Here is an 18934-nt window from a genome sequence, read left to right on the forward strand (position 1 = left end):
TCGCGCCTCGTGCGCTTCTTGGCCGTGGTCTGCTCGTAATCACCGAATCCGAGCTGCTTGCTGCCCATGAACCCAGTCCGCGCCTGCGATTACAGGGATATTTTCGCGCGGATGGCTCGGGTTTTCCAGAGCCTCCTTAGCGAAGTTCTCAATGACTTCTAGCAATTTGTAGTAAGTCCCCCAACCCGCCTCCATATCGAGATACTTGAGGATGAAGTACACATCTTTGTTTGCGGCGGCCAAGTGAATGAGCCGGAACTTGATACTTGACCGCTTGGCATGTGTCAATTCCTCCTCCAACTGCTCACTCGAACAGCTTGGGCGGCCTAGAAAGGCCGTTAAGCCTTTGGGGGCCGAGTACGCCACTTCTCGCTCTCTGTGCAGCAGCTTGTATATCGCTGCCTTCCGATAGTCCTTGCTAAATAAGATCGATGCGTCATTGAAAAGACTTAATAGTTCATATCCCACCTGCCATACGACTTCGGCATCGCTTTCGCCTTCGCAGTAAAGCGTGGTCATCCGAAAGTCGTCACTCGGGCAGTCGAGCCAGTGGTCGGCGCCGCCGTATAGGTTAAAGAGTCTCGTCCCGGTCTTGCAAACAAGATTCCGGAACTCTTGCGTGTCGCCATTCAGCATGTACTCCCAATCCGAAAAGTGAGCCATAGAGGGGTCTCCGCGTTGTCTAATGCTCCAAATCAGAAGCGGGCAGGACGCTATGCCTTGAATTTACTGCCCCTGCTCCCCGCCTTCTGTATTCGGTTGTTGGGAGGCAGCTTCAACTCCATCAATGCAGTGGCCGTATGACGCACGTCTATGCTCATAGGCAAAATACGCACTAATCAAGTCTAAACCCTGCAAGGTCAAGCTTTCCTCGAGAAGCCGGTCAACCTTTAGACCCCACTTGCCCTTGACCCTCTGATACAGCCTACTCTCATCAACCTCATCGATTGGGTCGCTAGTCATGTTGCAAAATTCCAAAATCACTAGAGCCGATCGTCGCTCTATCTGATTGTCCACATCCGGCGGGCTTGGGATGCTGAGCAGGGAAGCCAGGGGTTTTTCTAGGCTTGAGATGGCCTCATAAAACTTATGCTTCCAGTAGTCCTCATCACTTAAGCAGGCATCCTGGTAGGGAATCGTGCGCAATTGGTCCTTGATTGTCTTGAACCTAAGGAGCAATCGCGAAGTCGCGAGCCATAAATAGCGCTTGCTCGTAGAGGCCGCAGTGAACGTTTCATAGGCGTGCTCGAGAGCTTGACTTGCTTTTTTAGCAAGAACGCGATCATTCTCAAGAGCTTGATTGCGCCAATATGTTAGCAATGCTACGGCAGCGGTAATTGTAGTGCCAAGAGGGGCATAATGGGTAACTTGCAGCCATGGAACTTGCAAGGCTTTGGCTAAGACAAATGGAAATGCCAGCATGCTCAGGCTCGGAGCCGCAACTCCAAGGGGGTCAATTTCTGTCCATTTCTTGCGCAGGGCATGAACTGGGTGCATGACCATAGTCTCAAGGCATAAAGATTAGCGTACACAACTCTCAATAGAGCAATCTTGTTCAATGACTAGATTCAAGCAGCTGGCCGCCTTCGAAACCCCAGCCCCCACCCGCACCATCTCCACGTTCACGTTCCGCCCACCTGCGTAGACCTCGGCAACGGTTCGCCCGTAGCGATCCACGGTCTGGGGTCTGATCTCAACGGGACCGCTCCCCAGCATCTGGCGCAGTACCCGAGTAGCAGCTGCACCGCTGGCGCCCTAGGCCGTCTCTGGAGAATCAATGCAGGCCAGGCGGATCGTGACCGGCTGACCGCTGCTGTTCCTCACCCGGATGGTGTCTCCATCGCCCACAGAGATAAGGGCAACAACGCCGCTGGCCTCAGGAGCTACGGGCCTGAGTGGCCGTGGCCGCCTTGGCGCCGAGGGAGTGGTGGGGCTGATCTGGATGGTGCTGCTTCTGCCCGGCGGTTGAGACGGACTCCCGCTTCTACCGCTGCCGCAGATCGCCTCACAGGGAATCCCGTCGCCATCTCCGTCTATCCGGGTGTTCCCTGACCGCAGGGATCGCATGGCTTCTTCGCATGTGCGGAAGCTGGAGCACTTCTGGGTACGGGACGGAACTGCCGCAAGAACCCCAACGCAAGCGACCGAAGCGAGGACCAAGTACCTGGCCATCTTCAATGGATAACTTTCCTCATGCTGGCTGCGTCCTTATCGGATCAGGCTCGACTGGGTACACGAAGCAGCCTCTTGGCAGCGGTACCAGCCTGGAACCAACAGCTGTTCTGGCCACCAGCCAGCAATCCGCGATGGCTTGTGGTCAGCCCGGCCATCGTTGCCCAGCCTTGGGTCGCTGCCAGCATCCCCATGGACGACCGCCACGCCCGCCTGACAGAACTGCGCAAGCAGCTTGCTGACCTGAGCGCCAAGGGGCGAGCCACTGCCCCAGGCTCACCCGAGCGGATGGCGGTGCTGGAGGAGTGGGCGCCAATCCATGCCCAGGTGCTGGCGCTGGCCGATGAGCTGGAGGTTTAGGGGTAGAGAAGGACTTCCTGAGAGAGTACTGACCAGATGTGCGTGGCTAAGCAGGCATCCTTAGGGTTGACGAGGTACTCCTATAGAGGACTTCTTTTTTCCGATGCCTGACCAGGACCAGTTGGACGAGTTCCTAGGTGCTCTGGAGGCCAGCGGCGGCAGTGCAGGGAACGGCAAGCTCCAAACTCTTCTGGAGTGGGACGAGCCCACCTACGACGAGGTGAAGGCTGACCTGATGGCCAAGGGCATCGTGGTCACGGGCGCGGGTAGGGGCGGCTCCGTGCCGTTTGCTGATGCCAGCGGAGTGGGAATGGCTGTTGCAGCTGCACCGGCCTCCGCTGCAACTGGCAATGGCAAGGCCAAGAAGGCCAACGGCGCTGGCCCCATCGGCTTCGAGGCCCAGCTCTGGAAGGCCGCCGACGCGTTGCGGAACAACATGGACGCGGCGGAGTACAAGCACGTGGTGCTTGGCCTGCTCTTCCTCAAGTGCATCTCCGATGCCTTCGAGACCAAGCACGCAGCTCTTGAGGCCGAGCGTGAGCAAGGCGCCGATCCGGAGGATCCAGACGAGTACCTGGCCAAGGCGATCTTCTGGGTGCCGAAGGAGGCCCGCTGGGCCCACCTCAAGGCCCAAGCACCCCAGCCCACCATCGGCACCGACGTGGACGAAGCGATGGCCGCGATCGAGCGGGACAACCCCTCGCTCAAGGGGGTGCTGCCCAAGGACTACGCCCGCCCCGGCCTCGACAAGCAGCGCCTGGGCCAGGTGATCAACCTGGTGAGCGACATAGGCCTGGGCGAGGCTGCTGATCGATCGAAGGATACCCTGGGTCGGGTCTACGAATACTTCCTCTCCCGCTTCGCCAGCGCCGAGGGCAAGAGCGGCGGGCAGTTCTACACGTCGAGCCGAGTGGTGCGGGTGCTGGTGGAGATGCTGGCCCCCTATAATGGCCGGGTTTACGACCCCTGCTGCGGCTCCGGCGGCATGTTCGTTCAGAGCGAGAAGTTCATCGAGGCCCACGCCGGCCGGATCGGGGACATCTCGGTCTACAGCCAGGAGAGCAACTACACCACCTGGCGTCTGGCCAAGATGAACCTGGCGATTCGGGGCATCGACGCCCAGATCGCCCATGGCGACACCTTCCACAAAGAGGGCCACCCAGACCTGAAGGCCGACTACGTGCTGGCCAACCCTCCTTTCAACGACAGCGACTGGCGCGGCGATCTGCTCAAGGACGACAATCGTTGGGCCTACGGCACGCCGCCACCGGGCAACGCCAACTTTGCCTGGGTCCAGCACTTCCTCTTCCACCTGGCACCGAACGGCATCGCCGGCTTCGTGTTGGCCGACGGCTCGATGAGTTCGAACCAGAGCGGCGAGGGTGAGATCCGCAAGGCGATCATCGAGGCCGACCTGGTGGACTGCATGGTGGCCCTGCCGGGCCAGCTCTTCTATTCCACCCAGATCCCGGTCTGCCTCTGGTTCCTGGCCCACAGCAAGGGCAACGGCAGGTTCCGTGAACGCCGTGGCGAGACCCTGTTCATCGACGCGCGCAAGCTCGGCACGATGGCCACCCGGGTGTTAAAGGAACTCACCGACGCCGACATCGCCAAGATCGCCGGGCACCTACCACGCGTGGCGCGGGGACGACGGGGCTGGCGAGTACGCCGACGTTCCCGGCTTCTGCAGAAGCTCGACCATGAAGGAGATCCGCAAGCACGGCCATGTGCTCACGCCGGGCCGTTACGTGGGTGCCGAGGCCGCCGAGGTCGACGGTGAGCTGTTCGAGGAGAAGATGCGGCGGCTCACCGCAACACTGCGCGAGCAACAGCTCGAGGGGGCGAGGCTCAATGCCTCGATCGACGCCAACCTGCAGGAGCTTGGGTATGGCGGCTGAGGAGTTAGTCGGTCCGGTACCTGCAGGATGGGAATACACAACCCTGGGTGCCGCGTGTCAGCACGGCGGGGGAGACATTCAGACCGGGCCCTTCGGCAGCCAACTCCATGCTGCCGACTACGTACCCATCGGCATACCGTCGATCATGCCCCTGAACATCGGGGACAACCGAATCGTCGAGAACGGCATCGCACGCATAACGCCAGAGGACGCGAAACGCCTGAGTCGTTACTTGGTCAGGAGGGGCGACATCGTCTACAGCCGACGCGGCGATGTAGAACGTTGCGCCCTTGTTCGCAACCATGAAGATGGGTGGTTGTGCGGCACTGGCTGTCTTCGAGTACGGCTTGGTGATCGAGGACCTGATCCCCGATTCGCGACCTACTACCTAGGGCACCCAAGCGTCCGCGAGTGGGTCGTCCGGCATGCCCATGGTGCCAAGATGCCGAACCTGAATACCGGTATCTTGGGTGCCTGCCCCTTGGTTGTTCCTCCTCCGGATGAACAACGCGCCATTGCCCACATCCTCGGCACCCTCGACGACAAGATCGAGCTGAACAGGCGGATGAACGAGACGCTGGAGGAGATTGCGCGGGCGCTGTTCCAGTCGTGGTTCGTGGACTTCGATCCCGTCCGCGCCAAGGCCGAAGGCCGCGACCCTGGCCTGCCCCAGCGCCTCGCGGATCTGTTCCCGGATTCCTTCGAGGACTCGGAGTTGGGGGAGATTCCCAGGGGGTGGGGAGTTGGATGCGTGGGCGACGAGTTCAACCTGACGATGGGACAGTCCCCTCCGGGGGAAACCTACAACGAGTTAGGAGAAGGTCTGCCGTTCTACCAAGGCCGGAGGGACTTCGGATCCCGCTTTCCCAGACAACGGGTCTATTGCACAGCGCCTACAAGGTTCGCCAAGGTGGACGATACGCTGATCAGCGTTCGTGCTCCAGTTGGGGACATCAATGTTGCCGCTGAGGATTGTGCGATCGGTTGCGGCGTCGCGGCTGCACTGCATAGAACTGGGAGCCGCTCCTACACCTATCAGTTCATGCTCGCGCAAGAAGAGACGTTCGCTCGATTCGAGGGAGAGGGGACTGTCTTCGGCTCAATAGGCAAGAAAGACTTCCATTCCATTCCCTGTGTGGTGCCTCCACGGAACCTGGTAAGAGAGTTCGAAACTCGGTTCGGCGACATAGACAGTCGTGTCGAGGTGAACGAACACGAATCCCGCTCCCTCGCCAACCTCCGCGACACCCTCCTCCCCAAGCTCATCTGCGGCGATCTGAGGGTGCCTGGCGCAGAGCGCTACTTGGAGCGGATGACTGAATGACCACCGCCCGCCCCTTCGTCAAGCGCTTGTTCCCGCCGTCCAGGCTGTTAGAGGAGATGCCGTTCGTCGACAAGACCTACTTAAGCAGCATCGGCAGCGTGATCCCCCAGTCCCAGCTCAAGGAGTTCACCCAGTGATCAGCCTCCGGCAACTCGATATCACTTGCATTCATTGATCATGGACTCGCGCGTCATCGAACTTCAATGCATCATGCCGACGAGCAACATTGATTCTGTACTTGCCAATGGCATACTCTCATACGAGCGTGCGGCCAGGCTTCCACACCACTCTGTGGCGCTGCAGCCTGTCCAGGACCGACGCGACAGGACGCAAGTGCCGGGGGGCTTAAGGTTGCACCAGTACGCAAACCTGTACTTCCATGCTCGTAATCCGATGCTCTTCAAGCGGCTTGCGGAGGTGAGCACGCTGTGTGTGTTGCGCGTGTCGACGGATGTGCTCTCTCTGCCAGGCGTGGTAATCACGGGCGAGAACGCTGCCAGCAGCTACGTTCGGTTCCTTGCGCCAGCCCAATGGCAGCTCCTTAAGTGGGATGATATCTTTGCCCTCGATTGGCGGCACCCGGGCGACAAGATCGCCTACTGGCAGCACAAGTCACGCAAATGCGCCGAGGTACTAGTGCCACACCGGGTAGACGCTCGTTTTATAATGGGTGCCTATGTGGTGGATGCTGCGGCGCAGGCTAGTCTGGCTGCCTTGGGCTGCGCTCTGTCTATCAGTATAAATCAGGCTCTCTTCTTTCGCTGAGGGTTGCACATTATGGGCATGTTTAAGGCGCGTATTGGTGACATCTTTGCAAGCGAGGCGCACACCCTGGTCAACACTGTCAACTGCGTCGGGGTGATGGGGAAGGGTGTGGCGTTGGAGTTCAAGAAGCGCTGGCCGGCAATGTTCAAGGACTATCAGCGCCAGTGCACATTAAGGCAGGTGAGGATTGGTGAGCCCTATTTGTACAGCGACTTATTGGGTGCATCAATCATCAATTTCCCAACCAAGGACCACTGGCGATCGCCGTCACGCGTTGTTGATATCGAGCGTGGGTTGGACTTTCTTGTTGCCCATGCCGAAACTTGGGGCATAATTAGTATTGCTCTGCCCCCACTGGGATGTGGGAACGGGGGCCTCGATTGGAGTGAGGTCGGCCCGCTGATCTATCAAAAGCTGCATCGAGCACCGTTTGATGTGGAGGTCTACGCACCTTTCGGTACGTCGGCGCATCAGCTCAGCGAGGACTTCCTTGTCTCGCCAGCTCAGAAGTCCGAATCCGGCAAAGGTCGTCGAATGGAGAAGCTTAATCCGGAGTGGGTCACGCTTGTGGAAGTGCTTCGCGAAGTACAAGCCCAGCCATATGCAAACCCAATTGGCCGCACAATCTTCCAGAAAGTCTGCTATGTGTTGACGGAGATGGGCGTGTCTACCGGGTTCCAATTTGGCAAAGGGAGTTACGGGCCTTTTTCGCCCGACGTGAAGTTGGCACTTCATGAGATGGCAAATCGCAACTGGCTTCAAGAGAAGCCGTTGGGAAAGATGGTCGCATTGACTGTGGGCCCGCAGTACGAAGTCGACCGACCAAAGTTTGCGGCTCAAATACAAGCAAATCAGAAGCGTATCGCCAAGGCCGTGGATCTCTTTAGCCGCATTAAGAACACTGAGCAAGCCGAGGAAATTATGACTGTTCTATATGCAAGCCGTCAGGTGAAGCAGGCGCGCCGCGCGGATGCAGTGACAGAGCAGGATATTTATGAATACGTGCTTAATTGGAAGACGACTTGGCGTACTGAAGCGAAACGGCAAGCGGTGGCTAGCGCGATTCGCAACCTCTTATTACTAGGTTGGATGAAGGTCCAGGCCAGTGAAGAACTGCTCGAAGCCGTATAGGCGTTGGCGGTTGGTTGCACTGACTTCATGGATCGATCACTGGTGCACATTATGGCCTCAACGAACTGGTGACCATCTTCACCGAGTCGGTCGTGGAAGAAGCCGCCCTGGGCTGGCTCGCCGAGCTGGGCTACGAGTGCCGCTACGGCCCCGAGCTGGCATCTGGCCAACCCTCCGCCGAGCGCAGCGACCCCAACTGCCGCGACGTGCTGCTGGAGGGTCGCCTCCGCTCCGCCCTGGCCCGCCTCAACCCAAGCCTGCCGTCTGAGGCCATCGAGGATGCCTACCGCAAGCTGATCCGCCTCGATGCCCCCACCCTGATCGAGAAGAACCGGGCGGCCCACCGCTTCCTGGTGGATGGCATCCCGATGGAGTTCCGCCGGCCAGATAGATGGCTCAATCGGTGGCGCCCAAGCCCGCCTGATCGACTTCGACGATCCCAGGGCCAACGACTGGCTGGCGGTCAACCAGTTCACCGTGGTGGAGGGTCAGCACCAGCGCCGGCCTGATCTGGTGGTCTTCGTCAACGGCCTGCCCCTAGCCGTGATCGAGCTGAAGAACCCAGCCGACGAGAACGCCACGATCTGGAGTGCGTTCCAGCAGCTCCAGACCTATCAGGCCCGTGTCGGGGCCATCTGGGCCGGCCGGGAGTGGTTCAAGCCCTGGCGCACCGTTGAGGGGGAAGGCGCCGCCCCTGCTTTCCTCAGCGAACTCCAGGTGCTGCTGGAGGGGGTGTTCCAGCAGCGGCGCTTCCTCGACCTGCTGCGCTACTTCATCGTTTTCGAGGAGGGCGACAGCCACCTGGTCAAGAATCTGGCTGGCTACCACCAGTTCCACGCCGTCAACGAGGCCCTGGCGCAGACCCTGCGGGCCGCCGGTGGCGATCGGCGCATCGGGGTGGTCTGGCATACCCAGGGCTCCGGCAAGAGCCTGTCGATGGCCTTCTACGCCGGCCGGGTGTCCTCGATCCAGCTATGGCCAACCCCACCGTCGTGGTGCTCACAGACCGCAACGACCTCGACGATCAACTCTTCGCCACCTTCGCCCACTGCCGAGAGCTCCTTCGCCAGCCCCCGCTGCAGGCAGCCGATCGAGCTGATCTGCGCGAGAAGCTCCAGGTGGCTTCCGGTGGGGTGGTGTTCACCACGATCCAGAAGTTTCTGCCCCAGGAGAGGGGCGACCGCCATCCAGTCCTCTCGGAACGCCGCAACATCGTGGTGATCGCCGATGAGGCCCACCGCTCCCAGTACGACTTCATCGACGGCTTCGCCCGCCACATGCGAGATGCCCTCCCCAACGCCTCCTTCATCGGTTTTACGGGCACGCCGATCGAGAAGGCCGACGCCAACACCAAGGCCGTCTTCGGGGAGTACATCAGCGTCTACGACATTCAGCAGGCGGTGGTGGATGGCGCCACGGTGCCGATCTTAAGAGAGCCGCCTCGCCCAGATCGACCTGGTAGAAGCCGAGAAGTCCCATATCGACCCCAACTTCGAGGAGGCCACAAAAGGCGAGGAGGTTGATCGCAAGGAGAAGCTCAAGAGCAAGTGGGCCCAGCAGGAGGCCCTGGTGGGGGCACCCCGCCGAATCGAGCTGATCGCCCGCGACCTGGTCACCCACTACGAGCAGCGCAGCGAGGCCCTCGATGGCAAGGCGATGGTGGTGGTGATGAGCCGCCGCATCGCCCTGGCGCTCTATCAGGCCCTGATCGCCCTGTGGCCTGACTGGCACTCGGATGGCGACGAAGCAGGGGCCCTCAAGGTGGTGATGACGGGTTCGGCCTCCGACCCCCTCGACTGGCAGACCCACATCCGCAACAAGGCCCGCCGGGAAGCCCTGGCCCAGCGGTTCCGCGATCCAGCCGACCCCCTGCGGATCGTGATCGTCCGCGACATGTGGCTCACGGGCTTCGACGCACCCTGTCTCCACACCATGTACGCCGACAAGCCCATGCGAGGGCACGGGCTGATGCAGGCCATCGCACGGGTGAACAGGGTGTTCAGGGGCAAGCCAGGCGGGCTGATCGTCGACTATCTCGGCCTCGGCGATCAGCTCAAGGCGGCCCTGGCCACCTACACAGAGGCGGGCGGCAAGGGCAACACGGCCCTGGATCAGGCCGAGGCGGTGGCCGTAATGCTGGAGAAGTATGAGGTCTGCTGCGCCCTCTTCCACGGCCTCGACTGGTGGACCTTGATGAACGGCACGCCCCAGCAGCGCGTCTCGCTTCTCCCCGCCGCCCAGGAGCACATCCTGGCCCAGGAAAAGGGCAAGGAGCGGCTGCTGCAGAGCGTCACCGAGGTCTCGCAGGCCTTCGCCCTCTCGGTGCCCGACGAGGAGGCGATTCGGATCCGGGACGACGTGGGCTTCTTCCAGGCTGTGCGTGCCGTGCTGGCCAAGAGCGCCCCGGGCGAGGGCAAGACCGATGAGGAGGTGAATCTGGCGATCCGACAGATCGTCTCCAGGGCCGTCATCTCCGATGGGGTGCTCGACGTGTTTGAGGCCGCTGGCCTCAAGAAGCCCGACATCTCGATCCTGTCGGACGAGTTCCTCGCCGAGGTGAGGGGGATGCCCCAGCGCAACCTGGCCGTGGAACTGCTCCAGAAGCTGCTCAAGGGCGAGATCAAGGTCCGCGCTAAGCGGAACGTGGTGCAGGCCCGCTCGTTCCGCGAGCTGCTGTAGAAGGCCCTCCAGCGCTACCGGAGTCGGGCAATCGAGACGGCCAAGGTGATCGAGGAGCTGATCCAGCTCGCCAAGGACCTACAGGCCGCGGCCAGCAGAGGTGAAGCCCTTGGCCTCAGCGACGACGAGGTGGCCTTCTACGACGCCCTGGGCACCAACGACAGTGCCGTGGCGGTGTTGGGCGACGAGCAGCTCCGCACAATCGCCCGCGAGCTGGTGGCCAGCGTTAAGGGCAAGGTCACGATCGACTGGACCCTTCGGGAGAACGTCCGCGCCGAGCTGCGGGTGGCTGTGAAGCGGATCCTGCGGAAGTACGGCTACCCCCTTGATCTGCAAGTGGCGGCCACGAACACGGTGATCGAGCAGGCGGAGACCCTCTCGGAAGGATGGGCAGTGGTATGAGCGAATTCGGTCCTGTCGCTCGTCTGCGTCGTACTGGTGCGGAAAGATTCCGCCAGGGAGGAGTCGCTCTGGACTTCAACGTGCACTCGTTCTGGCAGTGGAGCGCCTCCGACCTGGTTGGCAATACCCTTCGACGGCCCGTGCAGGGCCTGGAGGCCCGCCGTCCGCATCAGGGCCAGGGCTTCGGCTGGGGCCAGGCCGGGCTCCCAGCGTCGCCCTAGGCCAGCGACCGGGCCCAGGAGCTCCCCGAGGCTCAGGCAACCAGCATCCGCGAGGTTGTGGCCCTGGGCAGGCCCAGCGCCCTGGCGATCGCCGTGACGCTCTGGCCTTCCTCCTGCAGCCGCCGCCCCAGGGCCTGCTGCTGGTCGGTGTAGGCCCTGGGCCTGCCACCCAGATTCCCCCCGGTGGCGCGGCGGTGCTCAACGCTGGCTCTGGTGCGCTCGATGGCCAGGCTGCGCTCGAACTCGCCCACGGCCCCCAACACCTGGAACAGCAGGCGACCTGTCGGGGTGCCGGTATCGATGGCCTGGTCAAGCACCTGCAACTGGATGCCCCGCTGCTCCAGATCGGCAGCGATGGCCAGTAGCTCCTGCAGGCTGCGTGCCAGGCGKTCCAGCTTGCAGATCACCAGCGAGTCACCTGGCTGCAGCTGGTCGAGCACCTGGGCCAGCACCTGGCGCTCCCTGCGTCCTGAGCTGATCGTCTCGGTGTGGATGGCACCGCACCCAGCGGCCTCCAGCTGGGCCTGCTGCTGGGCTTCGGTTTGGTGGGCGGTGCTTACCCTGCCGTAGCCCACCCTGCGGCCCTGGGAGGCAGCAGCAGCGGGCCTGGGCGCGGCGGCCCTGGTCAGAATCTTCGTCATCGGTCCATTCACGAGATGGGTCGGTCACGGGTCAGGCAGTTGGCGCTGCGCTGGCCCACCACATTCATAACACCCCCTGTTCTGGTCGCGGAGGTTTTGGTGCAGGGTTGTGGTCACCCCTGCAGGGTTCTGGTCAGGGGGTTGCGGACAGGCCCGCAACCGTTCGGTATTGGCCAGCACCAGCACCCTGGCCAGCCGTTCCAGGGCTGCCCCCCAGTCGTCGGAGCTTGCCCTTGCTGACGACAGCACGAGGCCCCTGGCAGGCGCTGCGGTCTGTTCGGTGAGGTGGTTGGTGGTGGGCAGCACCCCGGCGTCACGACAGGTCCCTACTGCCACCGGGCGTGGCGTCGTCTTCATCGTGAGCATTGCTTGGGTGTTGCAAACCAGGAGCGCTCAGGCCCAACCAGCTGCACGCACAGTGTCACCTCGGCCCGGTGGACACGACCTGCCCCTGGCCTGGACAGCCCACCCCTGGGTCGTGCAGCCTGCGTCAGGTCTGTGTTGCCCTGCATCAGGCCAGTGCTGAGGTCCACCTCAATGGCCAGCACTCCCTCGATGCAGCCGCCCACGGGAGCGAGAACGCCCGGCCATCCAGCCAGAGGCGCGGCACCAGACCTAGGCACCCCCCCATGGGGAACTTTCAACGATGCCTTGTGTGTGTAACCCCCCGCAGGATCGCGAAGCATTTTTCACCTGCATCACCATTTCACCGCTGTATCAGCTCTATCCAGAGGGCGAACATCTGGTCACATGGGAGGTCCGCTCAGCGTTGCCTGGAGCAGCTCGGCCACGGGGCCCACGCCTGGGTCCAGGTCCTCCAGCCCACAAGGCATGGCTGCGGCCTGGGGCCCCCTGAGCTGCCGTACCGCGAGCACGACGGCAAGGCGTCGTCCCCGGCGGGCATGGAGGATCTCGCCCCCCTCGTGGGCCAGTTCGGCCAGCTTGGCTTCAATCAGCCGGGCCAGCCGGCGGAGCAGCAGACCCGAGTGCAACGACTGGGAGGCGTCGATCACGGCTTTTTCGGTCTGCACCTGGAGGGTGCGCTGGCTGCGGTTCGCAGGCTCCATCATGGCCAGCACGGCACCAGGGCGCTGCCACTGGCAGGCCAACCTTGGGGCGATGGCTCCCTGCTGCCTAGCAAGGGTCCGGGCGGCGCCAGCGAGGGGCTGGAAGCCAGCGGGGGCATCCCCCACCCGCAGCTCGATGAGTTTCTGGCCGCCCTCCTCCAGAGCGGGCCAGAGCCTGAACTCCAGGCTGGGCTCCACTGCCAGTAATGAGCGATTGAACGCCAGGCGCTCCTGGGGCCCTGCCGCTTCCAGCTCCCGCCAGAACGCAAGTACCCGCTTCCGTAGATCAGCCGCGGCCTGCAGTGGGTTGGGTCGGGCACTTACTTGGGCCAGCTCTGCGGCTGCCTGGCTGTGGCGTTCCTCCAGTCCTTGGAGCTCAGCCCGGAGTGAAGCCATTGCCCCCTCGATCACAACCTGTCGGTCCTCGCTGACCCCATCCAACCAGGCCCGCTCAGCACGCTTCTGAACCGCAGATAGTCGATCTCTGGTTGCATCCAACTCAATCTGCAGCCGGTGGGCGTTCTCCTCCAAGCGTTGTCGATCGGCGGTGTCGTCCTGATCTGGAGGCAGCAGGCTCTCCCAGTCCGCCGCGGCCAAGCGAGTGAGCATGTGCGACTCCGCCTGGTCGGCCATTACATAGCCGCGGTTCGCGCAGGGCCCACTGCGTCGTGCTGCTGGACAGTGCAGATAACCCGGATGCCCCTTCCGTGCAGCCTTGGTGGGAGCGCAGTAGACAATCGGGCCACCACAGCATCCGCACCTAATCACCCCCTGAAAAATGTTATGGATTCTGTGGGCGGTCCCACGCAGCCGGCCCTTCAACCGGTCGCGCTTCTCGATCTGAGCCCGCATCAGCAGATGTTCTTCATCGCTGAGCAGGCGTGGGTAGTAGCTGGGCAGATCAGGCACGTTCTTCCGCGCCAGCACGCCAACCAGGGCAGGGCTGCGCAGAGCCCCCGAAACGATGCCAGCAGTCCATTTTCTGGGCTTGTCGCGGTGACTGTTCCGGGCCCAGTCGGTGGGTGGTGGTGGAAAGCCCTCCTCCTGTAGTTGCTGAGCAATCAGGGTGGTGCCCATCCCAGCGGTGGCCAGCTCCGCTGCACGACGAAGTGCCCGGCCGCGCTCCGGTTCGATCACAAGCTGCCCTGCCGCGTCTTGCTGTAGGCGCCATGTAACTGGATCCCTGGCGATCCACCAGGGCGCTCGACCCGGTGTGCGCTGGCCCTCGTTCTGCAAGTTCTGGCGATGGGCGCAGGCCCCCTTGCTGCGCCGGCTGCGCTCCTCCCACTCCCGGCGTGCCTGCGCCATGGCGCCCAGCAGACCGTGCAGACGGTGTGGTTCACGGTCGATCAACTCCGCATCAATGACCGTTCCGCCATCACTGCAGAAGGCAATGCCCAGACCAGCAGCCCAGAAGTCCGAGAGCAGCACGCTGAGCACTTGGCGCTCGGCCTCCCGACTGAACCGGGACATGCTCTCGACAACCAGGCATGAGCCAGCTGGAACGGTGCCCGCGCGGGCTGCCGCCAGGAACTTCCCCAGGGCGCCGGTGGTCCGATGCCTACCGCTGCCTGCGCTCACGCCTGGGTCCACCAGCGCCTCCGCCAGGGTGAAGTCCGGGTGATCCGCCAGCCAGTGCTGCAGCGCCTGCTCCTGGCGCTCCAGACCCGATCGATCGAGCCCGGCCTGGGCCTTGCCGGACACGACGCGGGAGTAGCTCCAGGCAAGACGAGGGGGCGGGACCAGCCGGCGTGACGAGGCAGGGCCGATGCGCTCTTCAGCAGCCAGGCGTCGAGGCATTGGGCCGGGTTGGGCTGGCCCTGACCCTACTACCGTGCATGTGGTGGGTTGACCTCGGCCACCCAGATCCCCCAGGGATCGAGGGTCTCGCCGGGCTGGGGCGGGCGGCCATCGGCATGCAGCTTCCAGGGGAGGTCATGACGTCCCTCCAGGCGCCACCAGGCCAGCAGCCGGCTGCGCAGCAGCGGCGCCTGGCCGCTGAGCCGCTCCGTGGCCGCCTCCAGGCTCCACGCCACCGCTGAGCTGCCAGACCCCATTCCCTGCTTCCCCCTACCGCGCCTGCTGGGAACTGGGAACAGACGCCTCCCGGTAGCGCTCAGGCTCGGCCAGCAGCCTGGCCAGATCCGGTACCAGCGCCAGGGTTTCTCCGGTGCGCTGGCGCAGCAGCCGGGAGTGGTAGGCACCGGGCTCCACCCCCTGGCGACGCCAGCGCAGTACCTGCCAGTCGAAGCCCAGCAGGCGATAGAGCAGCGCCTGCAGCCGCAGGCCCGGGGTCAGGGCGGCAGGCCGCTCACGCCGGCCGATGGGACGGCCGAGCTGGGCGGCGGCCTGGCGCAGCTTGCGCGGAAGCCGCTGGCGCAGCTGCTCGGGACTGAGCGATTCGAACAGGCGGATCAGCCGCTGGTGCTCCGGGGTGAGGGCGTTGTAGCGATGGCGGCTGCTGCGGTGGTTGTGGCTCACCACCCGGATGCCGGCGAGGTCTGGCGTGAAGACGAAACGGCCGCCCAGGCGCCAGGCGCGCAGCAGCCAGTCGCGCAGGGATGTGCGCCAGAGGCGGCTGGAATGGATCCAGGGGCCGACGCGGCGGGCGTAGGCCGTGCGCACCAGCCAGAAACTGCTGGGGTCGTAGTAGAGGTCTTCGGGGCGGAGCAGCAGGCGCAGATCCCTGAGCTCGGGGCCGATCGTGAGGCGCTTCATGAACACCGGCCGAATCGAACCATCGGGCGCTTCGTGGCAGGTCGCCAGCTTCAGGGCCGGCGCCAGCAGCAGATCGGCGCCGCTCTGCTCAAGCCGCTGCAGGCCCAGTTCCAGGTGATCCGGCAGCAGCAGGTCGTCGTGGTTGAGAAAACACACCACCGGCGCCCTGGCCAGGGCCAGCCCGAAGGAATTGGGACCCGACTGCTCCCCGAAGCGCTCGCTCAGGTTGTAGTAGCGCAGGCGGGCATCAGCCAGCTCAGCGAGCATGGCGCCCGTGTCAGGCGCGCAGCAGTCGCCCACCACCAGGGCCTCCCAGTCGGCACAGGTCTGCAGTTGCAGCGCCCGCAGGGTGCTGCGCAGGGCATCCACCCGTTTGTAGGTGGCGATCACGAAACTGACGCGGGCGGCCTGGGGCAGCACGGCGCTCACAGGTAAGCCAGCAGCATCGAGATCAGGCTGCGCGCCTCATTGGAGAACACGCCCTGGCGCTTGAGCAGCCGCTCGATCTGGCCGAGGGTCATCCAGCGCAGTGATGGCGAGCTGGGCAGCGCATCGTCCTCCGCCATCAGGGCGATGCTGTAGCGGGCGACGGAGCGGTAGAAGCGCCCTCCCTCATCGGAATGGAGGCTGCTGAGCAAGGGGGTGGCCCGCCCCAGGAGCTCCTGCAGCACGAGCTCCTCAGCATCGAGTTCCGGCACCGGCGAGGGGGCTCCGCCGGCATCCTGCAGGGCCGGGCCGTACTGAAAACCCTCGCGGAAGCCGATCTCAGCGCGGCAGCGGAACAGCAGGTGCAGCACTCCGTTGAGGTGGCGCCCCAGCAGCACCGCCGTGCCCTGGCGCTCCTGGGCCACGATCGGCTGATCCCAGCTCTGCACCTCGCGTTCGCTGGAGCGTACGGCCACCTGGCGCACATCGAAGCTGCCCGCTGGCCCCAGCAGGCGCGGCTGGCGGCCCTCCAGCCAGTCCAGCTCCCGATCCAACGACACGGTGCGCACCTGGAAGGGGTAGGCCTGGCGCAGCTGCTCCAGCGCCGCCAGGATGGTCAGCTCGCTGCTGTGGGCCTGGCCGGCCGGCGCCGCGTGGGAGCGCAGCAGGCTCTCACCGATCCCCCCCTGACCGTGCCAGCGGCCGAAGGGCACCGTCCCGCCGGCCAGCAGCGACCAGTCGGAGCTGGCCAGCACCGAGCGGGCATCGGTGTTGATCTGGAAGTCGCTGCCCAGCAGGGCACACACCTCGGGTACCGGGGCCCAGTGATACCCCTCCGGCGTGTCGAGGGGCAGCTCCGGTGGCACTTCCACCGTCATGTTGCGGTTGTACTTGCCCAGGAAGCGGGTGCCCTGCTCGGACTGCAGGCTGTCGGCATGCACCAGGGCGGCCGCATGGCCGGTGAAGAAGTCGAGAAACGGGGTGGCCTTGCCGTGGTGCAGGCGCTGGTAGTTGCTGCGGGTGGCCTGCACCGAGGGAGCGGCCTGACAGAGGCCGATGTTGCCCGGTTCCGGCTTGGCCTGGATCAACAGATGGGGCACGCCGCCGCGGCGCTGCAGCAGAAAGCCGAGGATGCCGATCTCAGGCTGGTTGATCAGGGGCTGGCGCAGGGTGACGCCGGAGCCGGTTTCGGCCTGGACCCCCACGATGCTGAAGAAGCCACCCGAGTGGTGCTGCAGGGCGCCACCGCTGTAGTGCCACTCCCGTGACTGCCGCCAGGGGATCTCCTCCACATCCATGTCGCAGAGCCGGCGGCGATGGTCCAACCAGGACAGCAGCGACTCAGGCGGCATGGGCAGCGACGGGGACTGGGGGCCGCAGGGCTTTGGGGCGACGCTAACCCTGCAGCTGACGAGCTCAGCAGCAGCCGAGCTCAGCTGGCCACATAGGCCTCCACGGCGCTGCCCAGACGGCGCAGGCCGGCCAGACCATCGCGCTCGAGGTTGCGCACGCGGTCGCGGCTGATGCCCAGCACGCGACCGATCCCGGTGAGGCTCATCGGCTCAGCCATCTCGGCCGACGCGGGATCGATGCCGTAGCGCATCTTCAGCACCCGGCCCTGCAGTTCAGGCAGCTGCTCCAGYAGCGCACGCAGGTCKCCCTTCAGGCACTCTCCGTCCACMCGCTCCTCCGGCAGCTCCCCATCACCGGCCAGCAGGTCGAGCAGTTCCGTGTCCTCGCCGTCCCCCACCTTCGTCTCCAGGCTCACCGGCTGCCGCGCCCGGCACAGCAGATCCTTCACCTCCTCCTCCGGCAGCTCCACAAACACCGCCAGCTCGCTCACCGTGGGCGTGCGGCCCAGCTCCTGGCTCAGTTCCCGCTGACCCTTCTTCAGTTTGTTCAGCGTTTCGGTGATGTGGATCGGCAGCCGGATCGTGCGGCTCTTCTCCGCGATCGCCCGCGTGATCCCCTGCCGAATCCACCAGTACGCATACGTACTGAACTTGTAGCCCCGCGTCGGGTCGAACTTCTCCACACCCCGCACCAGGCCGATCGTGCCCTCCTGGATCAGGTCCAGCAGCTCCATGTTCCGCTTGGTGTATTTCTTCGCCACGCTCACCACCAGCCGCAGGTTCGCCGCCACCATCCGCTCCTTGGCACGGCGGCCCGCCTGCAGACGCTTCTTCAGCACCGGCAGGCTCAGGCCCGCCGCCGCCGCCAGCTCCGGCCGCTCCGGCGCCGTACCCCCGGCACGCATCGTCAGCTCCTGTTCGATCTCCTCAAGAGCCATCAGCTCCTGCACCTGGCGGCCCAGGGTGATCTCCTGCTCATGGCTCAGCAACGGCACCCGGCCGATGTCCCGCAGGTAGCTGCGCACCAGGTCGGCGCCACCAGGCAGAGCAGACCCATCGGCAGCGGCCACGGGCAGGGAAGGCATGACGGAGAATTGCGAAACAGTTCTGTTTCGTAAACCTACCATCCTTTTCCCGGCCTCCTGCAGCATGGGTCCATGGCCCGAGAGCGCTTGCAGAAACTGATCGCGGCGGCTGGACTCTGCTCCCGCCGACGGGCCGAAGACCTGCTGCGCGCCGGCCGGATCCAGGTGAATGGAGCCACCGCCCGGATCGGTGACAGCGCCGATCCCGGCAGCGATCGGATCGCGGTGGATGGCGAACCCCTCGCCCCCGCGGCCGAGCCGCTGCTGCTGCTGCTCAACAAACCGGTGGGCGTGCTGTGCAGCTGCAGCGACCCCCGCGGCCGCCCCACCGTGCTCGAGCTGCTGCCGCCTGAGCTGCGACGGGGCCGGGGCCTGCACCCGATCGGCCGTCTCGATGCCGACAGCCGGGGCGCCCTGCTGCTCACCAACCAGGGCGCCCTCACCCTGCGGCTCAGCCATCCACGCCACGGCCACCGCAAGCTCTATCGGGTGCAGGTGGCGGGCCGTCCCAGTGGGGCCACCCTGGCGCGCTGGGCTGCGGGCGTGCCGCTCGATGGCCAGGCCAGCCAGCCGGTGGGTGTGCGGGTGCTGCAGCACAGCGCCAGGAGCACCGGCCTGGAACTGGAGATGGGCGAGGGACGCAACCGCCAGATTCGGCGCACCGCCCAGCTGCTGGGGCACCCGGTGCTGGAC

Annotated in this window: 19 protein-coding genes and 3 pseudogenes; 12 read left to right on the top strand and 10 right to left on the bottom strand. The window is 64.2% G+C overall.

The window, feature by feature from the left end:
- Nucleotides 1–39 precede the first annotated feature (39 nt).
- The 4 genes and pseudogenes from IQ216_RS03355 to IQ216_RS14640 all read right to left on the bottom strand — a co-directional run bounded on the left by IQ216_RS03355 (nucleotide 40) and on the right by IQ216_RS14640 (nucleotide 2172).
- On the bottom strand, nucleotides 40–519 hold the full coding sequence (locus IQ216_RS03355) for a hypothetical protein (RefSeq protein ID WP_193814327.1): 480 nt from the start codon (nucleotides 517–519) through the stop codon (nucleotides 40–42).
- A gap of 207 nt (nucleotides 520–726) precedes the next feature.
- Nucleotides 727–1497, bottom strand: coding sequence for a hypothetical protein (locus IQ216_RS03360; protein WP_193814328.1), 771 nt, complete (start codon nucleotides 1495–1497; stop codon nucleotides 727–729).
- Nucleotides 1498–1521: 24 nt separating this feature from the next.
- Nucleotides 1522–1734 (bottom strand): annotated as a pseudogene (locus tag IQ216_RS14635) (thermonuclease family protein); the annotation flags it as partial.
- Nucleotides 1735–1755: 21 nt separating this feature from the next.
- Nucleotides 1756–2172: an excalibur calcium-binding domain-containing protein gene (locus IQ216_RS14640; RefSeq protein ID WP_193814330.1), complete on the bottom strand. Its 417-nt coding sequence runs from the start codon at nucleotides 2170–2172 to the stop codon at nucleotides 1756–1758.
- A 192-nt stretch (nucleotides 2173–2364) separates the two neighbouring features.
- Between IQ216_RS14640 and IQ216_RS03375 the strand changes: the two genes are divergently transcribed.
- The 11 genes and pseudogenes from IQ216_RS03375 to IQ216_RS14095 all read left to right on the top strand — a co-directional run bounded on the left by IQ216_RS03375 (nucleotide 2365) and on the right by IQ216_RS14095 (nucleotide 10731).
- Entirely contained in the window at nucleotides 2365–2532 is a 168-nt protein-coding gene (locus tag IQ216_RS03375) for a hypothetical protein (protein ID WP_193814331.1), read from the top strand.
- 121 nt (nucleotides 2533–2653) lie between these two features.
- Nucleotides 2654–4312, top strand: coding sequence for a class I SAM-dependent DNA methyltransferase (locus IQ216_RS03380; protein ID WP_228007080.1), 1659 nt, complete (start codon nucleotides 2654–2656; stop codon nucleotides 4310–4312).
- Nucleotides 4281–4430, top strand: coding sequence for a hypothetical protein (locus tag IQ216_RS14085; protein ID WP_370566590.1), 150 nt, complete (start codon nucleotides 4281–4283; stop codon nucleotides 4428–4430). Before IQ216_RS03380 ends, IQ216_RS14085 begins: the two co-directional genes overlap by 32 nt.
- Nucleotides 4420–5754, top strand: coding sequence for a restriction endonuclease subunit S (locus IQ216_RS03385; protein ID WP_193814332.1), 1335 nt, complete (start codon nucleotides 4420–4422; stop codon nucleotides 5752–5754). Before IQ216_RS14085 ends, IQ216_RS03385 begins: the two co-directional genes overlap by 11 nt.
- Nucleotides 5751–5891 (top strand): hypothetical protein, encoded by a 141-nt coding sequence (locus IQ216_RS03390; protein WP_193814333.1) that lies wholly within the window; start codon nucleotides 5751–5753, stop codon nucleotides 5889–5891. Before IQ216_RS03385 ends, IQ216_RS03390 begins: the two co-directional genes overlap by 4 nt.
- 40 nt (nucleotides 5892–5931) lie before the next feature.
- Nucleotides 5932–6519 (top strand): DarT ssDNA thymidine ADP-ribosyltransferase family protein, encoded by a 588-nt coding sequence (locus IQ216_RS03395; RefSeq protein WP_193814334.1) that lies wholly within the window; start codon nucleotides 5932–5934, stop codon nucleotides 6517–6519.
- A 12-nt stretch (nucleotides 6520–6531) separates the two neighbouring features.
- Nucleotides 6532–7650 (top strand): macro domain-containing protein, encoded by a 1119-nt coding sequence (locus tag IQ216_RS03400; protein WP_228007082.1) that lies wholly within the window; start codon nucleotides 6532–6534, stop codon nucleotides 7648–7650.
- Between the two features lie 68 nt (nucleotides 7651–7718).
- Nucleotides 7719–8159 (top strand): type I restriction endonuclease, encoded by a 441-nt coding sequence (locus IQ216_RS14645; RefSeq protein ID WP_370566591.1) that lies wholly within the window; start codon nucleotides 7719–7721, stop codon nucleotides 8157–8159.
- Nucleotides 8107–8556: pseudogene (locus IQ216_RS14410) on the top strand (type I restriction endonuclease); the annotation flags it as partial. The gene IQ216_RS14645 and the pseudogene IQ216_RS14410, both read left to right, overlap by 53 nt.
- Nucleotides 8557–8624: 68 nt before the next feature.
- Complete coding sequence (locus IQ216_RS14415; RefSeq protein ID WP_255510571.1) at nucleotides 8625–9173, top strand: DEAD/DEAH box helicase family protein; 549 nt, start codon at nucleotides 8625–8627, stop codon at nucleotides 9171–9173.
- Nucleotides 9174–9618: 445 nt separating this feature from the next.
- A pseudogene (locus IQ216_RS14095) lies at nucleotides 9619–10731 on the top strand (type I restriction enzyme endonuclease domain-containing protein).
- A gap of 253 nt (nucleotides 10732–10984) precedes the next feature.
- Here IQ216_RS14095 and IQ216_RS03410 read toward each other — a convergent pair.
- The 6 genes from IQ216_RS03410 to IQ216_RS03435 form a co-directional block, all read right to left on the bottom strand.
- Nucleotides 10985–11593 (bottom strand): recombinase family protein, encoded by a 609-nt coding sequence (locus IQ216_RS03410; protein WP_193814335.1) that lies wholly within the window; start codon nucleotides 11591–11593, stop codon nucleotides 10985–10987.
- Nucleotides 11594–12339: 746 nt separating this feature from the next.
- Complete coding sequence (locus IQ216_RS03415; RefSeq protein ID WP_370566592.1) at nucleotides 12340–14364, bottom strand: recombinase zinc beta ribbon domain-containing protein; 2025 nt, start codon at nucleotides 14362–14364, stop codon at nucleotides 12340–12342.
- Between the two features lie 125 nt (nucleotides 14365–14489).
- Nucleotides 14490–14696, bottom strand: a complete 207-nt coding sequence (locus IQ216_RS03420; protein WP_193814337.1) for a hypothetical protein — start codon at nucleotides 14694–14696, stop codon at nucleotides 14490–14492.
- A 34-nt stretch (nucleotides 14697–14730) separates the two neighbouring features.
- Nucleotides 14731–15807 (bottom strand): glycosyltransferase family 2 protein, encoded by a 1077-nt coding sequence (locus IQ216_RS03425; RefSeq protein ID WP_193814338.1) that lies wholly within the window; start codon nucleotides 15805–15807, stop codon nucleotides 14731–14733.
- A complete protein-coding gene (locus tag IQ216_RS03430) occupies nucleotides 15804–17156 on the bottom strand; it encodes an NDP-hexose 2,3-dehydratase family protein (RefSeq protein WP_193814339.1) in 1353 nt (450 codons plus the stop codon). Before IQ216_RS03430 ends, IQ216_RS03425 begins: the two co-directional genes overlap by 4 nt.
- Before the next feature lie 80 nt (nucleotides 17157–17236).
- Nucleotides 17237–18241: an RpoD/SigA family RNA polymerase sigma factor gene (locus IQ216_RS03435; protein ID WP_193814340.1), complete on the bottom strand. Its 1005-nt coding sequence runs from the start codon at nucleotides 18239–18241 to the stop codon at nucleotides 17237–17239.
- A 72-nt stretch (nucleotides 18242–18313) separates the two neighbouring features.
- Between IQ216_RS03435 and IQ216_RS03440 the strand changes: the two genes are divergently transcribed.
- Nucleotides 18314–18934, top strand: a 621-nt coding sequence (locus IQ216_RS03440) for a pseudouridine synthase (RefSeq protein WP_193814341.1), incomplete at its 3' end; no start/stop codon positions are given.

This window comes from Cyanobium sp. LEGE 06143 (assembly GCF_015207535.1).
In the GTDB taxonomy this organism is placed as follows: Bacteria; Cyanobacteriota; Cyanobacteriia; order PCC-6307; family Cyanobiaceae; genus NIES-981.